The following is an 18127-nucleotide window of genomic DNA, read 5'->3' as shown; positions in this document are numbered from 1 at the left end:
TGCCCCGATGGTCCATCATTGACAGCGAGCAGACGCCGCGTAAGGAGAACCACCCGTGTCCGGACATTCCAAGTGGGCGACCACGAAGCACAAGAAGGCGATCATCGACTCGCGGCGCGCCAAGTCGTTCGCGAAGCTGATCAAGAACATCGAGGTCGCGGCCAAGATCGGCGGCGCCGACATGTCCGGCAACCCGACCCTCGTCGACGCGGTGCAGAAGGCGAAGAAGACCAGCGTCCCGAACGACAACATCGACCGCGCGGTGAAGCGCGGCGCCGGCCTGCTCGGCGAGGTCGTCGACTACCAGACGATCATGTACGAGGGCTACGCCGCCAACGGCGTCGCGATGCTCGTCGAGTGCCTCACGGACAACAAGAACCGCGCGGCCGCCGAGGTCCGCACGGCGATGGGCCGCAACGGCGGCACGATGGCCGACCCGGGCAGCGTCGCCTACAACTTCCACCGCAAGGGCGTCATCGCGGTGCCGCACGCCGACGCGCCGACCGAGGACGACGTCCTCGCGGCGGTCCTCGACGCGGGCGCCGAGGACGTCACCGACCACGGCGAGGTGTTCGAGATCCGCTGCGAGCCGTCCGACATGGTCGCCGTGCGCCAGGCGCTGCAGGACGCGGGACTCGACTACGACTCCGCCGACGTGGAGTTCGTGCCGCAGGTCAAGGTCGAGGTCGACCTCGAGACCGCGCGCAAGGTGAACAAGCTCGTCGACGCCATGGAGGACCTGGACGACGTGCAGAACATCTACGTCAACAGCGACGTGCCGGCCGACGTGCAGGCGGCGCTGGACGACGAAGACGAGGAGTAGGCCCCCATCGCCGGGGCGCGGGGGAGCGGCGCGGCGGGCAGCGGCCCGTCCGTGCGGATCCTCGGGATCGACCCCGGCCTGACGCGCTGCGGCGTCGGGGTCGTGGACGTCTACGCCGACCGCTCGGCGCGGCTCGTGGACGTGCAGGTCGTCCGCACGAGCCCGACCGCCGAGCTGCACCACCGGCTGCTCGCGGTCGGCGACGGCATCGAGGAGCTGGTGGATCGGCACCGACCGTCCGTGGTCGCCATCGAGCGCGTGTTCGCGCAGGACAACCTGTCCACGGTCATGGGCGTGGCGCAGATCACGGGCGTCGCGCTCGTGGGCGCGGCCCGTCGCGGCCTCGACGTCGCGCTGCACACGCCGAGCGAGGTCAAGGCCGCCGTCACCGGATACGGCCAGGCCGACAAGAAGCAGGTGGCGACGATGGTCGCGCGCATCCTCGGACTCGACGAGCTGCCGACGCCCGCCGACGCCTCCGACGCGCTCGCCCTCGCGATCTGCGCCGGGTGGCGTGCCGGGATGTCCCGCGCCGGCATCGCGGGGACCCCGGCGCCCGCTGCGCGCACTGCCGGCGCCGACCCCGCGGCGGGCACGGGGCCGACCGCGGCGCAGGCCGCGTGGCTCGCTGCCGAGCGTGCGCAGCGGGGTCGGCGCTAGCTCGTAGGGTTGGGGCGTGATCTCCTCCCTCCGCGGCACCGTGCTGTCCGTCTCCGGTCAGACCCTCCTGCTGGAGGTGCACGGGGTGGGCTACGGCGTCTCCGTGACGCCGCGGCACGCGCTCGACCTGCGGCACGGATCCGAGGCCACCGTGCTCACCTCGCTGGTCGTCCGCGAGGACTCGCTCACGCTCTTCGGCTTCCCCGGCCCCGACGAGCTGCGGGCGTTCGAGCTCCTCTGCGGCGTCACGGGCGTCGGCCCGAAGTCGGCCCTCGCTGTGCTGGAGCACCTGGATCCGGAGGCCATGGCCCAGGCCGTCGCCGCAGAGGACGACGCCGCCTTCCGCCGCGTGTCCGGGATCGGCCCGAAGACGGCCAAGCTCATCGTCCTGCAGCTCGCGGGCAAGCTCGTCGTCACGCAGCCGCGCAGCCGCTCCACGGCGTCCGCGGCCTCGACGGTCACGGCCGACGTCGTCACGGCGCTCATCGGCCTCGGCTGGTCGGAGCGCGTCGCCCGCACCGCGGTCGACGACGCCGCCGTCGCCGCGGCCGAGCAGGGTCTGCCCGCCGACATGCCGCGCCTGCTCCGCGTCGCGCTCGGGATGCTCGGTCCGCAGCAGCCCGCCGGCGCCTCCCCGGCCGGCCAGGCGGCCGACCGGTGACCGGCCTCGAGCACGGCGACGCGTCCAGCCCCGTCCCCGAGTCGGACGCGGAGCTCGCGTTCGAGGGCGCGCTCCGTCCGCGCTCGCTCTCCGAGTTCGTCGGCCAGGTCAAGGTGCGCGGTCAGCTGGAGCTGCTGCTCACCGCCGCCGCCATGCAGAACCGCTCGCCCGACCACATCCTGCTCGCGGGCCCGCCCGGGCTCGGCAAGACGACGCTCGCGATGATCGTCGCCGAGGAGAGCCGCCGCCCGCTGCGCCTCACGAGCGGCCCGGCCATCCAGCACGCGGGCGACCTGGCGGCCGTGCTGTCGGCGCTGGTGCCGGGCGAGATCCTGTTCGTCGACGAGATCCACCGCATGGCCCGGTCCGCCGAGGAGATGCTGTACCTCGCGATGGAGGACTTCCGCATCGACATCATGGTGGGCAAGGGCGCGGGGGCCACCTCCATCCCGCTGGAGCTGTCGCCCTTCACCCTGGTGGGCGCGACGACGCGCTCGGGGATGCTGCCGAGCCCGCTGCGCGACCGCTTCGGGTTCACCGCGCACCTCGAGTTCTACGAGACGCACGAGCTGGAGCAGGTCATCGAGCGGGCCGCCCGCATGCTGCACCTGGAGATCGAGCACGAGGCCGTGGCGGAGATCGCCGGCCGGTGCCGGGGGACGCCGCGCATCGCCAACCGCCTGCTGCGCCGGGTGCGCGACTACGCGCTCGTGCACGGGACCGAGGCCGGCCTCGAGTCGGTGCGCGCCGCGCTCGAGCTCTACGACGTGGATCCGCTCGGCCTCGACCGCCTCGACCGCGCCGTGATGCGCGGCATCCTCACGCGCTTCGGCGGCGGACCCGTCGGTCTCAACACCCTCGCCGTGTCGGTGGGGGAGGAGGCGGAGACGATCGAGTCGGTCGTCGAGCCGTTCCTCGTCCGCATCGGGCTCGTGACGCGCACGCCGCGCGGCCGGGTCGCCACGCCCGCGGCGTGGGAGCACTTCGGCCTCGCGGCGCCCGCCGTGCCTGGTGCCCCCGCCCGGGCGTCGGGTCCTGCGGGAGCCGCCGGGGCCCTCTTCGGCGATGAACTATGATTCAAGCTGGCCTCCCGCGGAACGTCGCCGGTTCGTCGTGTCCGTCACCTCCCAGCACCTGAAAGGCCCGTCCCGCATGGACCCGTTCACCCTGATCATGTTCGCCGTCCTGGCGCTGCTCATCTTCTTCATGTTCCGCAACAGCCGGAAGCGGCAGAAGGACCTCGCCGAGCTGCAGACCCAGATGGTCCCCGGTGCCGAGGTCATGACCGCGTCCGGCATCTACGGCACGCTCGTCTCCTTCGACGAGGAGAACAACCTCGCCTACCTCGAGGTGTCGCCCGGCACGGTGCTGAAGCTCCACCGCCAGACGATCGCCCGCGTGGTCGAGCCGACGGTCGCCGACGACGCCTCCGTCCTCGTGGACGACGCTCCGGCGGCCGACGTGGTCGACGAGACCGGCACGAGCGACGCCACGCGCCGCCTCGACGACGGCGACGCCCCCACCGCACGCTCCTGATCCTCCGGCGGGCGGCCACCGGTCGCCCGCCCCGCCCGGACGGCTCCCCGTCCGGACCCGCTCCCCCCTCCGATCCGGAGCGCCGCGCGGATCCCGCCGGCCCTTCCGCGAAGAAAGTCGAGTGTCCAGGTGGCCAAGTCGCCCACACCGGTACGCAAGGCCAGGCGCAAGCTCATCTGGCTGCTGGTCATCATCGGCCTCCTCGCCGGCGGCAACGCCGCGAGCGTCGCGTTCAGCAACGGGTCCTGGGCGCCGAAGCTCGCGCTCGACCTCGAGGGCGGCACGCAGATCATCCTCGCGCCCCAGCTCGACGGCGCGTCCTCCGGCCCCACGAGCGAGCAGCTCGCGCAGGCGGTGTCGATCATCCGCCAGCGCGTCGACGCGAGCGGCGTCTCCGAGGCGGAGATCACCACGCAGGGCGGCAGCAACATCGTCGTGAGCCTGCCGGGCGAGCCGGACGCGGCGACCATGCAGCGCCTCCAGTCCTCCGCGAAGCTCGAGCTGCGCCCCGTGCTCATCGGCGCGGCCGGCACCTCCTCGGTCGCCCCGACGCCCACGCCCACGGACGGTTCGGCGCCGGCCGACGGCACGGCGCCGACCGACGGGTCCACCCCGGCGGCGGAGACCCCCGCGGCGGAGGCCGCGCCGGATCCCTCGACCCTCTCCGACGAGCCGACCGCGGAGCCCACGGGCCCGAGCGACGTCTCCTGGGTGACCCCGCGCCTCCAGGCCGAGTTCGCCGCGTACGACTGCGCGACCGCCCCCGAGAGCGACGGCCAGTCGGCCCCCGCCGATCGCGCCATCATCGCCTGCTCCGACGACGGCGCCGCGAAGTACGTCCTCGGCCCGGTCGAGGTCGACGGCAGCACGATCTCCGACGCCACGAGCGGCCTGCAGCAGTCCAGCCAGGGCGTCAGCACCGGCACGTGGTCGGTCAACCTCGTCTTCGACGGCGACGGCACCCAGCAGTTCGGCGACATGTCGACCCGCCTCATCACGCTCGAGTCGCCGCGCAACCAGTTCGCGTTCGTGCTCGACAACGAGGTCATCTCCGCACCGGTCACGCAGGGCGTCGTCACGAACGGCAAGCCCTCCATCACCGGCAACTTCACGCAGGAGAGCGCCAAGGCGCTGGCCGACCAGCTCAAGTTCGGCGCCCTGCCGCTCAGCTTCACCCTCCAGAGCTCGGACGTCATCTCCGCGACGCTCGGATCCTCGCAGCTGACCAGCGGCCTGATCGCGGGCCTCATCGGGCTCGTGCTCGTGGTGCTCTACTCGCTCGTGCAGTACCGGGCGCTCGGCATGGTCACCGTCGCGTCGCTCATGATCGCCGCGGTGATCACCTACCTCCTCATCACGCTGCTCAGCTGGCGGGAGGGGTACCGGCTGTCGCTCGCCGGGGTCGCGGGACTCATCGTGGCCATCGGCATCACGGCGGACTCGTTCATCGTCTACTTCGAACGCATCAAGGACGAGCTCCGCGACGGACGCGGCCTCGTCTCCTCGGTGGAGCAGGGCTGGAAGCGGGCGCTGCGCACGATCATCGCGTCCGACACGGTCAACTTCCTCGCGGCCGCGGTGCTGTTCATCCTGGCCGTCGGCAACGTCAAGGGCTTCGCGCTCACGCTGGGGCTCACGACGATCATCGACCTCATCGTCGTGTCCCTGTTCACGCACCCGATCCTGCAGCTGCTCGCCAACCGCCGCTTCTTCGCGGAGGGCCACCGCATGAGCGGGCTCGACCCGCGGGCGCTCGGCGCGGTGTACCGGGGCCGCGCGACGTTCCGCGAACCCGCCGCCTCGACGGGGCGCAGCGCCGCGGCGGCCAAGGAGGCGGCGCGTCGGCAGACCATCGCCGAGCGCAAGGCCGCCCAGGGTCAGGCGACCGGATCCACGAAGACCGCGACGATGGACGCACCGCGGGCAGACGACACGAGCAGGGACGACTGATGGCTGGCTTCACCGGGTTCGGCAACGACCTGTACACGGGCAAGCGCTCGTTCGACATCGTCGGGCGCCGCCGCCTCTGGTACTCCATCGCGGCCGTCTGCATCCTCATCTCGATCCTCGGTCCGCTGCTCCGCGGCGGCTTCACCTTCGGCATCGAGTTCACGGGCGGATCCGAGTACACGGTGAGCGGGGTGCAGTCGCAGTCGCAGGACATCGCGAGCGACGCCGTCGCGACCGTGACCCCGGTGCCGGCGCGCGTCTCGTCCGTCGGGTCGGACGCCGTGCGCGTCCAGACCGACCAGCTGCAGCCCGACGACAGCACCGCGGTACGCCAGGCGCTGGCGACCGCCTACGGCGTCGAGACGTCGAGCGTCACCGAGTCCTTCATCGGCCCGTCGTGGGGCCAGGACATCACCCGCCAGGCGCTCTGGGGCCTCGTGGTCTTCCTCGCGCTGGCCGCGGTGGTCATGTCGCTCTACTTCCGCACCTGGAAGATGTCGGTCGCGGCGATCGTCGCCCTCCTGCACGACCTCGTCCTGACCGCCGGGATCTACGGCATCACGGGCTTCGAGGTCACGCCGGCTGCCGTCATCGGCTTCCTCACGATCCTCGGGTACTCCCTCTACGACACCGTGGTGGTGTTCGACAAGATCCGCGAGAACACCGCGGAGGACGGGCAGGAGTCCCGGCGCACCTTCGCCCAGTCCGTCAACCTCGCGGTCAACCAGACCCTGGTGCGCTCGATCAACACGTCGATCGTCGCCATCCTCCCGGTCGGGTCGATCCTGTTCATCGGGGCCGTCGTGCTCGGAGCGGGGACGCTGCGCGACATCGCGCTGTCGCTGTTCATCGGCATCATCGTCGGCACCTACTCGACGATCTTCATCGCGGCCCCGCTCTACGCCCACCTCCGCGAGGGCGAGCCGAAGGTGAAGCGCGGCGACGCCCTGGCGGCGTCCGCCGCGAGCCGGGCCCAGGCCGAGCGCGCCGCCGTGACGGTGGAGTCGTGACCAGCGCGCAGGGTGCCGGCGTGCCCGAGGACCTCGACGCCGCCACGGCCAAGGCCCGCACGGCGACGGGGGAGTCCTGGCTCCTCGACGTGCGCGAGCCCGAGGAGTGGGAGGCGGGCCACTCGGCCGTCGCCCACCACATCCCGATGGGCGAGCTCGAGGCCCGCGCCGGGGAGATCCCGACGGACCAGCACATCGCGGTCGTCTGCCGGTCCGGCCACCGGTCGGCCATCGCCACGCAGGCGCTCCTGCGCGGCGGGTTCGCGGCCTCCAACATCACGGGCGGCATGCACGCGTGGTCCGAGATGGGCGGCGACGTGGTCACCGACGACGGGCAGCCCGGCCGCATCGCCTGAGCCGTCGGAGCGTCGTCGCCTGTCCTCGGCAGCGGGCCGTCGCGGCCTCGTCGCCCGCGTCGCGCGCGCACCGGCGTCCCGGCGGGACCACGGCGGCCGTGCGCCGGGCCCGCGTCGCCGTGGTGCGGCCGGTCCCGCCGCGGCCGCCGTGGTCGGGAGCTCCCGGGCGCGGTGATAATTTGGTCTCCAGCACACGCCTGGGAGGCTGAACGATGACGGAGACGACCTCGAGCACGGCTTCCCTCCGGCGACTGGTGCCCCGCCTCTTCTCCCGCGCGCAGCCCGCCGGTGCCGTCGAGCAGCTCATCCGCACCGCGCGCCTGCACCACCCCAAGGCCGACATGAGCCTCATCGAGCGGGCGTACGCCGTGGCCGAGCGGGCGCACGAGGGCCAGAAGCGCAAGAGCGGCGAGCCGTACATCACCCACCCGGTCGCGGTGGCGCAGATCCTCGCGGACCTCGGCATCGGCCCGAAGACCCTCGCGGCGGCGCTTCTCCACGACACCGTCGAGGACACCGAGTACACGCTGGACATGCTCCGCCACGACTTTGGCGACGAGATCGCGATGCTCGTCGACGGGGTCACGAAGCTCGACAAGCTGAAGTACGGCGACAGCGCCCAGGCCGAGACCGTGCGGAAGATGGTCGTCGCGATGTCCAAGGACATCCGCGTGCTCGTCGTGAAGCTCGCCGACAGGCTGCACAACGCGCGCACGTGGGGCTTCGTCGAGTCGGCCTCCGCCGAGCGGAAGGCCAAGGAGACGCTCGAGATCTACGCGCCGCTCGCGCACCGCCTCGGCATCTCGACCATCAAGTGGGAGCTCGAGGACCTCTCGTTCGCGGTCCTCTACCCGAAGATCTACGTCGAGATCGAGAACCTGGTGAAGCAGCGCACGCCGCAGCGGGAGGAGTTCGTGCAGCAGGTCATCGACAGCGTCAACGACGACCTGCGCGCCGCGAAGATCCGCGGCAAGGTCGCGGGCCGGCCCAAGCAGTACTACTCGATCTACCAGAAGATGGTCGTGCGCGGACGCGAGTTCGACGAGATCTACGACCTCGTCGGGATCCGCGTGCTGGTCGACTCGCTGCGCGACTGCTACGCCGTGCTCGGGGCCATCCACGCCAGGTGGACGCCGGTGCCCGGGCGCTTCAAGGACTACATCGCGACGCCGAAGTTCAACCTCTACCAGTCGCTGCACACCACGGTCATCGGGCCGAAGGGCCGTCCGGTGGAGATCCAGATCCGGACGCACGAGATGCACCAGCGCGCCGAGTTCGGCGTGGCCGCGCACTGGAAGTACAAGGAGCGCATGAACGGCGGGCGCACGACGGAGGTGTCGCCGCAGGGGGACACCGACCTCGCCTGGCTCGCGCACATCTCCGACTGGCAGTCCGAGACGGCGGATCCGGGGGAGTTCCTCGACTCGCTGCGCTTCGAGATCGGCGCGAAGGAGGTCTACGTCTTCACGCCGCACGGGAAGGTCATCGGCCTGCCCGCCGGCGGCACGCCCGTGGACTTCGCGTACGCCGTGCACACGGACGTGGGTCACCGCACCATGGGGGCGAAGGTGAACGGGCGGCTCGTGCCGCTCGAGAACCCGCTCACCACGGGCGACGTGGTCGAGGTGTTCACGTCGAAGAACCCCGACAGCGGCCCGAGCAAGGACTGGCTGGCGTTCGTGAAGAGCGCCCGCGCCCGGAACAAGATCAAGCAGTGGTTCACGAAGGAGCGGCGCGAGGAGGCGATCGAGCAGGGCAAGGACGCGATCGCCCGCGCCATGCGCAAGCAGAACCTGCCGCTGCAGAAGCTCATGAACCAGGACGCGTTCTCGGACGTGGCGCAGAGCATGAAGTACGACGACGTAGCCGCCCTCTACGCGGCCGTCGGCGAGGGCCACGTCTCGACCCAGTCGGTGATCGAGAAGGTGCTGTCCTCCATCCAGGGCGACAGCGGCGGGGAGGCCGAGGAGGTCTTCGCCGTCACGCAGCGCTCCCGGGTGTCGCGGAACAGCGACTCCGGCGTGCTCGTGCGGGGGGCGCCCGACATCCTGGTGAAGCTCGCCAAGTGCTGCACTCCCGTGCCCGGCGACGAGATCATCGGGTTCGTGACCCGCGGCGCGGGGGTCTCCGTGCACCAGGCCGGCTGCCACAACGTCGACTCGCTGCGTGCGGAGCCCGACCGCATGATCGAGGTGGAGTGGGCGCCATCGTCCAAGAGCCTGTTCCTCGTGCACATCCAGGTCGAGGCGCTCGATCGGTCCGGACTCCTCAGCGACGTCACGCGCGTGCTGTCGGAGCACCACGTCAACATCCTCTCGGCGTCCGTCTCCACCTCGTCCAACCGGCTGGCGATCAGCCGCTTCGTCTTCGAGATGGGGGACGTGACGCACCTGGACCGCGTGCTCAACGCGGTGCGCCGCATCGACGCCGTGTACGACGTGTACCGCGTCAACGGCGGCTGACGGCATCCGCCGCCCGCCCGCCGTCCGCGTGATCCACCGGTGCGAGGCGGCGGGACAGCGCATCGAGCCGCGTGAGCGCGCGGCGCTTGTCGGGCAGCGCGCCCGAGCCGGCGAGATGCTCCCGGGCCGCGGGCGTGGTGACACCGGGCAGCGCCAGCAGGCCGAGGCACGCGGCTTCGTGGCCCGGGCCGAAGTCGGCGACCGTGCGCACGATGTCGCACAGCGTCCGCAGCGGCGTCGTGACGCGGAGGCCCGCGAGCACCACCGTGTCGCGCTCGTCGAGGACGACCTCCCGGATGCGGACGTTGCGGAGGGCCGGCGGATGGCAGCGGGCGACGCTGTCGACGCAGTACTCGTGCGTGCGCGGCGGCGTGCGCACGGCACCGTGCACCCACGCCGCGGTCGACCGCTCGGCGATGAGGCGCGAGGGCACCTGCGCGGCGAGCGCCGCGGCGCGCAGCCAGGGCGATGCGAGCTCGTCGACGGGGGAGTAGCAGGCATCGACCTCGTACACCTCGCCGTCGAGGCGGGCGGAGCACAGCTCGGCGAGCGGGAGGTCGAGGACGGACAGGACGGGGGCGAGGCGCGGGGACATGGGCGCACCATGCCACCGCGCGCCGCCGGACGAACGACGGCCCGGGATCCTGTGGAGGATCCCGGGCCGTCGTCGGCCTGCGGAGGGCCGGTCTACGAGCCGAGCGCGTCCAGCCAGACGCGGCGGGCCGCGAGGGCCTCCTCGGCGTCCGTGATGCGCCGCGCGTCGCCGTCGGCCTTGGCCGCGTCGAGCTCGCGCTGCAGCTTGTCGATCGCGGCGCCGAGCTGCGACGCGAGCCCCTCGGAGCGCGCCTTCGTCTCGGGGTTGTTCTTGCGCCAGAACTCCTCGTCCAGCGTGCGCACGTGGGTCTCGACCTTCCGGAGCCGGTCCTCGACGGTCTTGACGCTGTCGCGCGGCACGCGGCCGATCGCGTCCCAGCGCAGCTGGATCGCGGTGAGCTTGTCTCGCGCAGCCGTGCGCTCCGTGATCTGGAGGATCGGCTCGGCCTCGTCGAGGAGGGCGAGCTTGGCCTGCAGGTTGGCCTGCTGCTCCTCGTCGTCCGCGGCGTCGACCTCGGCCTTCGCGCCGTAGAGCACATCGCCCGCGGCCTTGAACTGCGCCCACAGCGCATCGTCGTAGCGCTTGCCCGCGCGCCCCGCGAGCTTCCACTCGTCGAGGAGGCGGCGGTAGGCGGGGATGCCGCCGACGCCCTGGGGCTCGAGCGCGCGTGCCTGCTCGACGATGGCCTGCTTCTTCGAGCGGGCGTCCTTGTGGGCGTTGTCGAGCTCGGCGAAGAACGCCTTCCGCTCGGTGTCGATGGTCGAGCGCGCCGTGCGGAACCGCTTCCAGAGCTCGTTGGCGTCGTTCTTCGGCAGGCGCGGACCCGTCTGCTGGTGCTGCTGCCAGCGGCCGAAGAGGGCGTCGACCTCGGCGGTGAGCTGCTTCCACTGGACCTTCGAGAAGTCCTGGCTCGCGAGCCGCTCCGTCTCCTCGACGATGGCGGTGCGCTCGGCGATGGCGCCCTGCACGACCTGCCGCTGCTCCTCGCCCTGCTTCTCGGTGAGCTCGCCGACGGTGGCGGCGAGGACCTCGAGCCGGCTCCTCAGGGCGCCGAGGTCGCCGACGGCGTTCGCGCCCTCCACGGCCCCGATGAGGTGCGCGACCGCCTTCGACACGTCGGCGGCGGGGGCGCCGCGCTTCGCGCGCTGCTCCAGGAGCGTCACCTGGCCCGCGAGGTCGGTGAACTTGCGCTGGAAGTAGGCCAGCGCCTCCTCGGGGGTCCCGTCGGGGTACTGGCCGACGGCGCGTTCGCCGTCGCCCTCGCGCAGGAAGACGGTGCCCGTCTCGTCGACGCGGCCCCAGGGGGTCTGATCGTTGTCAGCCACGGATGCTCACCTTGTTCGTAGGACCGGCAGGACCGGTGCGGAGACGTGCACGCCAGCCTAGAGCACGCCTCCGGGGCGGGATCGTCGCGCGAAGGGCGTCGGCTGACCCTCCGATCATGCCCGAGGCCGGGGCACGGTCGCTCGGTCCTGACGCGACGAGCTGCGGCCGGTGAGGGTCCCGTAAGGGGACCGGCCGCCCGGATCCCGGCTCAGGGGGACGGGGCGACGTCCGGTGTCGCGGGTGCGGGATCGGTCGGTGTCGCGGGTGCGGTGGGCGACGGCGCGGGGGCCGGCGCACCGGGTCCCGCCTCGTACGCGAGCTGCGCGCCGATCGCGAGGGCGGCGACGAGGATCACGGCGACGACCGCGGCCACGTCGTCGCGGCGACGGCGTCGGACGGCACGGGCGTGGAGCTCCTGGCGGGCCGCGTAGCGGCGGAGCCGGGCCTGCGCCTCGCGGGCTGCGCGGTCGTTCCTGGGTGCCACGGCGTCCTCCGAATGGGTCCCGCCCGAGGCGGCGGTACGGGAACCATAGCCGGTCGCGCCTACCATCGAGATCATGACCGACACGCGACCGGGCCTCCGCTCGGGGGCCACGCCCCTGGCCGTCCGGATGCGTCCCCGCAGCCTCGACGAGGTGACGGGTCAGCGCCATCTCCTGACGCCGGGCTCGCCCCTCGTGAGCCTCGCCTCGGACGTGGCCGGGGAGCAGGGCTCGGTCTCGATCATCCTGTGGGGTCCTCCCGGCACGGGCAAGACGACGCTCGCCCAGGCGATCGCGCACGGCTCCAGCCGTCGCTTCGTCGAGCTCTCGGCGGTGACCGCCGGCGTCCGCGACGTGCGCCAGGTGATGGAGAAGGCGCTGAGCGACCGCGACCTCTTCGGCGTCTCGACCGTGCTCTTCCTCGACGAGATCCACCGCTTCACCAAGGCCCAGCAGGACGCGCTGCTGCCGGGCGTCGAGAACGGCTGGGTGATCCTCATCGCCGCCACCACGGAGAACCCCTCCTTCTCCGTCATCTCCCCGCTCCTGTCGCGCAGCCTCCTGCTCACGCTGGAGCAGCTCGACGACGACGACCTGGGCGTGCTCGTGGACCGGGCCGTCGTCGACGACCGGGGTCTCGGCGGGCGGTTCGCGCTCGAGGACGACGCGCGGGCGATGATCATCCGGCTGGCGTCCGGCGACGCGCGGCGCGCGCTGACGGCGCTCGAGGCGGCGGCGGTCTCGGCCCAGGCGGACGCCTCGGGCAGGGCGCGCGCGGCCGCGGAGGGCGAGGCCGCCGCCGACGAGGCCGAGGACGACGGTGACGAGGACGACGGCGAGGACCGCCCGGACAGCCCCGCCGAGGATCCCGCGCCCATCCCCATCTCCACCGAGCAGGTCGCGCTGGCGGTCGACCGGGCGCTGCTCCGCTACGACCGCAACGGCGACGAGCACTACGACGTCATCAGCGCGTTCATCAAGTCGATCCGCGGATCCGACGTCGACGCGGCCCTGCACTACCTGGCCCGCATGATCGAGGCGGGGGAGGACCCGCGCTTCATCGCCCGGCGGATCATCGTGTCGGCCTCCGAGGACATCGGCCTCGCGGACCCGCAGGCGCTCGTCGTGGCGGTCGCGGCGGCCGACGCCGTCCAGCTCATCGGCATGCCGGAGGGGCGGATCCCGCTGGCGCAGGCGGTCGTGCACCTCGCGACCGCGCCCAAGTCGAACGCGTCCTACCTCGGCATCGACCAGGCCATCGCCGACGTCCGCGGCGGGGCGTTCGGCCGCGTGCCCCTGCACCTCCGCGACGCGCACTACCCGGGCGCCAAGCGGCTCGGCCACGGCAAGGGCTACCGCTACCCGCACGACGCGGACATCGGCGTCGTGACGCAGCAGTACCTGCCGGACGAGCTCGTCGGACGCACCTACTACTCGCCGACGCAGCACGGGCACGAGCGGGACCTCTCGGCTCGGCTCGAGAAGCTGCGGCGCATCGTCCGCGGGGGTTGATCCCGGCGCGGCGCACCCCCGGGATCGCGCCGATCGCGTGCTAAGCTCGCTGTCGCCTAGATGGGGTGTCGCGTGCGGCTGCGTCGACATCCAGATCCAAGGGACACGTCCTGTAGCCGGACGACCCGTGGCGAATCCCTCTACTTCCGCAGGAACCGCATCAGCGGTGTCTTGTCGTCGCGCGCCCATGCGTGTGCGCGGACGCCCTGCATCATCCGTAGTCAGAGACTTTCTCCCTGGAAGGAAAACGTGTCCACCAAGTCACGCACCCGCAGCAAGACCCGCCTCTCCCGCGCGCTGGGCATCCCGCTCACGCCGAAGGCGGCCAAGTACCTCGAGAAGCGCCCCTACGCGCCGGGCGAGCACGGCCGGTCCAAGCGCAAGCAGGACAGCGACTACGCCGTCCGCCTCCGCGAGAAGCAGCGTCTGCGCGCCCAGTACGGCATCCGCGAGGCCCAGCTCAAGATCGCCTTCCAGGAGGCGCGTCGCACGCAGGGCCTGACCGGTGAGAACCTCGTCGAGATCCTCGAGCAGCGCCTCGACGCGCTCGTCGTCCGCTCCGGCCTCGCGCGCACCACGGCGCAGGCCCGCCAGCTCGTCGTGCACCGCCACATCATGGTCGACGGCAAGATCGTCGACCGTCCCTCCTTCCGCGTGAAGGCCGGCCAGATGATCCACGTCAAGCCGCGCTCCGAGGGCACCGAGCCCTTCCAGGTCGCCGCCGCCGGCGGTCACGCCGACGTGCTGCCGAAGCTCCCCTCGTACCTCGAGGTCGAGCTCGACAAGCTGCAGGCCCGTCTCGTGCGCCTGCCGAAGCGCGCCGAGGTCCCCGTGACCTGCGAGGTCCAGCTCGTCGTCGAGTACTACGCGGCCCGCTAGCCCGACCGCACCACATCCGCGAGGCGGGTCGTCCCATCGGGGGCGACCCGCCTCGCGGCGTTTCCGGCCGTCGCATGAGCCGCACGGCCGGGGAGGCCGGGGGCCCGGCCGGTAGGATCGCCCTCGGCCCCGAAGGCCCCGCCCGTCGCGTCACCTCCCGGAAGGGGAGCACCATGAAGAACCTCGTCCTCATCGTCGTGGGGGTCGTCATCGGCTTCGCCGTCGCCCACGTGGTCGACCGCACGCCGGCCGGGCACCGCCTCTTCCAGGGCGTCGACGCCCGCGCGCGCCGCTTCGGCGAGGCGGTCGAGGACGGCTACCGCCGCCGCGAGGCCGAGCTCCGGTCCGCCGTGGGCGAGGCCGAGGACACCATCACCGAGCTGGGAAAGCAGTAGACCGCATGCAGACCGCAGACATCCGCAACGCCTGGCTCACGTACTTCGGCGACCGGGGGCACACGGTCGTGCCGTCGGCGTCGCTCGTGAGCGACGACCCGACGCTGCTGTTCACCGTCGCAGGCATGGTGCCGTTCGTGCCGTACCTCACGGGCGTGGTGCCCGCCCCGTTCCCGCGCGCGACGAGCGTGCAGAAGTGCATCCGCACCCTCGACATCGAGGAGGTCGGCCGGACCCCGCGCCACGGCACCTTCTTCCAGATGAACGGCAACTTCTCCTTCGGCGACTACTTCAAGGAGCAGGCCATCGCGTACGCGTGGGAGCTGCTCACCACGAGCGAGGCCGACGGCGGGCTCGGCTTCTCGCCCGACGACCTCTGGGTCACCGTGTACCACGAGGACGACGAGGCCCGGCAGGCGTGGAAGCGCGTCGCGGGCCTCCCGGACGAGCGGATCCAGGGCCTCGGCCGGGACACGAACTACTGGCACACCGGCCAGCCCGGCCCGGCGGGCCCCTGCTCGGAGATCTTCTTCGACCGCGGCCCCGCGTACGGCGCCGACGGCGGACCCGCCACCGACGACGACCGGTACGTGGAGATCTGGAACCTCGTCTTCATGCAGTACCTGCGGGGCGCCGGCACGAGCAAGAGCGACTTCGAGATCCTCGGCGACCTCCCGAAGAAGAACATCGACACCGGCATGGGCCTCGAGCGCGTCGCGTTCCTCAAGCAGGGCGTCGAGAACATGTACGAGATCGACCAGGTGCGCCCCGTGCTCGACCGCGCGGCCGAGCTCGCCGGCCGCCGCTACGGCGCCGACCACGAGGACGACGTGCGCATGCGCATCGTCGCCGACCACGTGCGCTCGTCGCTCATGCTCATGTCCGACGGCGTGCGGCCGTCGAACGAGGGGCGCGGCTACATCCTGCGCCGCCTCATGCGCCGCACGGTGCGCGCGATGCGCCTGATGGGCGTGGACGCGGCGACCTTCGGCGAGCTGTTCCCCGCGTCGCGCGACGCGATGAAGGCCGCCTACCCCGAGGTCTCCGACGACTTCGACCGCATCTCCCGCCTCGCCTACGCGGAGGAGGAGACCTTCCTGCGCACGCTGTCGGGCGGCACGACCATCCTCGACGTGGCCGTCGGCGAGACGAAGGCCCAGGGCGGCGAGCGGATCGCGGGCGACACCGCGTTCCTCCTGCACGACACGTTCGGCTTCCCCATCGACCTCACGCTGGAGATGGCGGAGGAGAACGGCCTCACGGTCGACCGCGAGGCCTTCGACCGGCTCATGCTGGAGCAGCGCACGCGCGCCAAGGCCGACGCGAAGAGCAAGAAGACGGCGCTGGCCGACCTCACGGTCTACAGCGCGTTCCGGGCGGCCGGCGAGACGCGCTTCACGGGATACGACGAGCTGGAGACCGGCACCACGATCCTCGGCCTGATCGTCGGCGGCCAGAGCGTCGACCACGCGGTCGCGGGCGACATCGCCGAGGTCATCCTCCCGGAGACGAGCCTGTACGCCGAGTCCGGCGGCCAGGAGGCCGACGCCGGCAGCATCGTCGGTCAGGGCTTCGACCTCGAGGTGCTCGACGTGCAGAAGCCCGTGAAGGGCCTCATCAGCCACCGCGTGCAGGTGCGCTCGGGCGAGGTGGGCGTCGGCGACGCCGCCACCACGGTCGTCGACGCCGACTGGCGCCGCGGGGCGACGCAGGCGCACTCCGGCACGCACCTCGTGCACGCCGCCCTCCGTCAGGTGCTCGGCCAGGACGCCCACCAGTCCGGCTCCTACAACCGCGCCGGCTACATGCGCCTCGACTTCGCCTGGAACCAGGCGCTGAGCCCCGAGACGCGCAGCGAGATCGAGGACATCGCCAACGGCGCCGTGCGGGACGACCTGCAGGTCGTGACGCGCGTGATGCCCATCGACGAGGCCAAGCAGCTCGGCGCCATGGCGCTGTTCGGCGAGAAGTACGGGGACACCGTGCGCGTCGTCGACATCGGCGGCCCGTGGTCGCGCGAGCTGTGCGCGGGCACGCACGTGTCGTCCAGCGCCCAGATCGGGCTCATCAACGTGGTGGGGGAGTCGTCCGTCGGATCCACCAACCGCCGCATCGAGTCCCTCGTCGGCCGCGAGGCGTTCCAGGACCTCGCCGTCGAGCGCGCCATCGTGTCGCAGCTCACGTCGAGCCTCAAGACGCCGCGCGAGCAGCTGCCCGACCGCATCGCCGACCTCATGCAGAACCTCAAGGCCGCGGAGCGGCGCATCGCCGACTTCGAGGCGCAGGCGCTGCAGCAGCGCGTGCCCGCGCTGCTCGCGCAGGGGTCGCGCGTCGGATCCGTGACGCTCATCCAGGAGTCGCTCGGCGCCGTGCGCTCGGCCGACGAGGTGCGCCAGCTCGTGACGCTCGTGCGCGAGCGCGCCGGATCCGAGCCCGTGGTCGTCGCGCTGGCGGGCGACGCGGGCGGGAAGCCCACCGTCATCGTGGCCACCAACCAGGCGGCACGCGACGCCGGCGCCAAGGCCGGGCAGCTCGCCCGCGCGGCCGCGGCGGTGCTCGGCGGCGGCGGCGGCGGCAAGGACGACCTCGCGCAGGGCGGCGGGTCCGACGTGTCGGCCATCGCCGACGCGCTGGCCGCGGTCCGCCAGGCGCTCGCGTCCTGATGCGGGTCGGCGCCCGGATCGCGGTCGATGTGGGGAAGGCCCGCATCGGCCTCGCGCGGTCGGATCCGCACGGGCTGATCGCGACGCCCGTCGAGACCGTCCCGCGCGACGCCGGCGGCTCCGCGGACGTGCGGCGGATCCTCGAGGTGGCCGCCGAGGTCGACTGCACGGAGCTCGTCGTGGGCCTCCCGCTCGCGCTCTCCGGGCGCGCCACGGCGTCGACGGATGACGCGGAGACGTTCGCCCGACGCCTCGCCGACGCGACGGAGATCCCCGTGCGGCTGGTGGACGAACGCCTCTCGACGGTGTCCGCGCAGGGGGCGCTGCGCGCCTCGGGCAGAGGCTCCCGTAAGCAGAAGCCCGTGATCGACCAGGTAGCAGCCGTTATAATCCTTCAACATGCGCTCGAGACCGAGCGCTCCGCCGGCTCCCCACCCGGTGCTCTCGTCCCGAGGAACCGAGTCGATCCTGACCGACACGCCTGAGACCGATCCCGCCCGACGCGCCACGACGGCCGCGGGCGCGGGCGGCGACCCCTTCGAGAGCCTGTTCGGCGATGCCGCCGCGGCTCCCGAGGACGCCGCCGCTCGCCCCTCCGCTCCCGGCTCGCCCGACGAGGCCCCGCGCGGCGACGCCCCGGGCATCGGCACCGGCGCGCCCATGACCCGCCGTGAGCTGCGCGCCCTCCGCGAGGCGGCCGAGGCGCAGTCCGGCAGCGCCTCGACGGCGTCCGACGAGGCTCCCGCCGCCGCCGCACCCGCGGCCGCAGCGGCCGCCACCTCGGCGTCCTCCGCCGCGGGCGACGCGTCCTCCGCCT

General features: G+C 72.4%; 17 protein-coding genes and 1 pseudogene. 15 read left to right on the top strand and 3 right to left on the bottom strand.

Going from position 1 to position 18127, the window contains the following annotated elements:
* Positions 1–55: 55 nt before the first annotated feature.
* The 9 genes from BFL37_RS00540 to BFL37_RS00500 all read left to right on the top strand — a co-directional run bounded on the left by BFL37_RS00540 (position 56) and on the right by BFL37_RS00500 (position 9458).
* Positions 56–823 carry a YebC/PmpR family DNA-binding transcriptional regulator gene (locus BFL37_RS00540; protein ID WP_086513243.1) on the top strand — a complete coding sequence of 256 codons (768 nt, stop codon included), beginning with the start codon at positions 56–58 and terminating at the stop codon, positions 821–823.
* A gap of 51 nt (positions 824–874) precedes the next feature.
* Entirely contained in the window at positions 875–1483 is a 609-nt protein-coding gene (gene ruvC, locus BFL37_RS00535) for a crossover junction endodeoxyribonuclease RuvC (protein ID WP_086513242.1), read from the top strand.
* Positions 1484–1499: 16 nt separating this feature from the next.
* Positions 1500–2144, top strand: coding sequence for a Holliday junction branch migration protein RuvA (ruvA, locus tag BFL37_RS00530; RefSeq protein ID WP_086513241.1), 645 nt, complete (start codon positions 1500–1502; stop codon positions 2142–2144).
* The gene (gene ruvB / locus BFL37_RS00525) at positions 2141–3220 is read left to right on the top strand and encodes a Holliday junction branch migration DNA helicase RuvB (protein WP_086513240.1); all 1080 of its coding nucleotides are present in this window, start codon (positions 2141–2143) and stop codon (positions 3218–3220) included. Before ruvA ends, ruvB begins: the two co-directional genes overlap by 4 nt.
* 76 nt (positions 3221–3296) lie before the next feature.
* Complete coding sequence (yajC, locus tag BFL37_RS00520) at positions 3297–3680, top strand: preprotein translocase subunit YajC (protein WP_241533761.1); 384 nt, start codon at positions 3297–3299, stop codon at positions 3678–3680.
* 129 nt (positions 3681–3809) lie between these two features.
* Complete coding sequence (secD, locus tag BFL37_RS00515; protein ID WP_086513238.1) at positions 3810–5630, top strand: protein translocase subunit SecD; 1821 nt, start codon at positions 3810–3812, stop codon at positions 5628–5630.
* Positions 5630–6640 carry a protein translocase subunit SecF gene (gene secF / locus BFL37_RS00510; RefSeq protein ID WP_086513237.1) on the top strand — a complete coding sequence of 337 codons (1011 nt, stop codon included), beginning with the start codon at positions 5630–5632 and terminating at the stop codon, positions 6638–6640. The genes secD and secF overlap by 1 nt, the downstream gene beginning before the upstream one ends.
* Positions 6637–6996 carry a rhodanese-like domain-containing protein gene (locus BFL37_RS00505; RefSeq protein WP_086513236.1) on the top strand — a complete coding sequence of 120 codons (360 nt, stop codon included), beginning with the start codon at positions 6637–6639 and terminating at the stop codon, positions 6994–6996. The genes secF and BFL37_RS00505 overlap by 4 nt, the downstream gene beginning before the upstream one ends.
* 212 nt (positions 6997–7208) lie before the next feature.
* Complete coding sequence (locus tag BFL37_RS00500) at positions 7209–9458, top strand: RelA/SpoT family protein (RefSeq protein ID WP_086513235.1); 2250 nt, start codon at positions 7209–7211, stop codon at positions 9456–9458.
* Here BFL37_RS00500 and BFL37_RS00495 read toward each other — a convergent pair.
* The 3 genes from BFL37_RS00495 to BFL37_RS14540 all read right to left on the bottom strand — a co-directional run bounded on the left by BFL37_RS00495 (position 9445) and on the right by BFL37_RS14540 (position 11863).
* Positions 9445–10053, bottom strand: coding sequence for a type IV toxin-antitoxin system AbiEi family antitoxin (locus BFL37_RS00495; protein ID WP_086513234.1), 609 nt, complete (start codon positions 10051–10053; stop codon positions 9445–9447). The two genes, BFL37_RS00500 and BFL37_RS00495, sit on opposite strands and share 14 nt — an antisense overlap.
* Positions 10054–10145: 92 nt before the next feature.
* Entirely contained in the window at positions 10146–11378 is a 1233-nt protein-coding gene (locus tag BFL37_RS00490) for a DUF349 domain-containing protein (RefSeq protein WP_086513233.1), read from the bottom strand.
* A gap of 209 nt (positions 11379–11587) precedes the next feature.
* A complete protein-coding gene (locus tag BFL37_RS14540; RefSeq protein ID WP_086513232.1) occupies positions 11588–11863 on the bottom strand; it encodes a hypothetical protein in 276 nt (91 codons plus the stop codon).
* 73 nt (positions 11864–11936) lie between these two features.
* Here BFL37_RS14540 and BFL37_RS00480 point away from each other — a divergent pair, with 73 nt between their 5' ends.
* From BFL37_RS00480 to BFL37_RS00455, 6 genes and pseudogenes are all read left to right on the top strand, one after another.
* Entirely contained in the window at positions 11937–13373 is a 1437-nt protein-coding gene (locus BFL37_RS00480; RefSeq protein WP_086513231.1) for a replication-associated recombination protein A, read from the top strand.
* 249 nt (positions 13374–13622) lie between these two features.
* Positions 13623–14252, top strand: a complete 630-nt coding sequence (gene rpsD / locus BFL37_RS00475) for a 30S ribosomal protein S4 (protein WP_012038492.1) — start codon at positions 13623–13625, stop codon at positions 14250–14252.
* Positions 14253–14425: 173 nt separating this feature from the next.
* Entirely contained in the window at positions 14426–14647 is a 222-nt protein-coding gene (locus tag BFL37_RS00470) for a hypothetical protein (RefSeq protein ID WP_086513230.1), read from the top strand.
* Positions 14648–14652: 5 nt separating this feature from the next.
* Entirely contained in the window at positions 14653–17310 is a 2658-nt protein-coding gene (gene alaS / locus BFL37_RS00465) for an alanine--tRNA ligase (protein WP_086513229.1), read from the top strand.
* The gene (ruvX, locus tag BFL37_RS00460; protein ID WP_086513228.1) at positions 17310–17795 is read left to right on the top strand and encodes a Holliday junction resolvase RuvX; all 486 of its coding nucleotides are present in this window, start codon (positions 17310–17312) and stop codon (positions 17793–17795) included. Before alaS ends, ruvX begins: the two co-directional genes overlap by 1 nt.
* Positions 17749–18127, top strand: a pseudogene (locus tag BFL37_RS00455) (hypothetical protein); the annotation flags it as partial. The gene ruvX and the pseudogene BFL37_RS00455, both read left to right, overlap by 47 nt.

Source organism: Clavibacter michiganensis (assembly GCF_002151125.1).
GTDB lineage: Bacteria > Actinomycetota > Actinomycetes > Actinomycetales > Microbacteriaceae > Clavibacter > Clavibacter michiganensis_C.
This window is presented reverse-complemented; position numbering and strand designations above follow the sequence as displayed.

Coding starts and splice junctions, on each gene's coding strand:
- yajC (WP_241533761.1), top strand. CDS start 3,297: ATGGACCCGTTCACCCTGATCATGTTCGCCGTCCTGGCGCTGCTCATC.
- secF (WP_086513237.1), top strand. CDS start 5,630: ATGGCTGGCTTCACCGGGTTCGGCAACGACCTGTACACGGGCAAGCGC.
- BFL37_RS00500 (WP_086513235.1), top strand. CDS start 7,209: ATGACGGAGACGACCTCGAGCACGGCTTCCCTCCGGCGACTGGTGCCC.
- BFL37_RS00495 (WP_086513234.1), bottom strand. CDS start 10,053: ATGTCCCCGCGCCTCGCCCCCGTCCTGTCCGTCCTCGACCTCCCGCTC.
- BFL37_RS00480 (WP_086513231.1), top strand. CDS start 11,937: ATGACCGACACGCGACCGGGCCTCCGCTCGGGGGCCACGCCCCTGGCC.
- BFL37_RS00470 (WP_086513230.1), top strand. CDS start 14,426: ATGAAGAACCTCGTCCTCATCGTCGTGGGGGTCGTCATCGGCTTCGCC.
- alaS (WP_086513229.1), top strand. CDS start 14,653: ATGCAGACCGCAGACATCCGCAACGCCTGGCTCACGTACTTCGGCGAC.
- ruvX (WP_086513228.1), top strand. CDS start 17,310: ATGCGGGTCGGCGCCCGGATCGCGGTCGATGTGGGGAAGGCCCGCATC.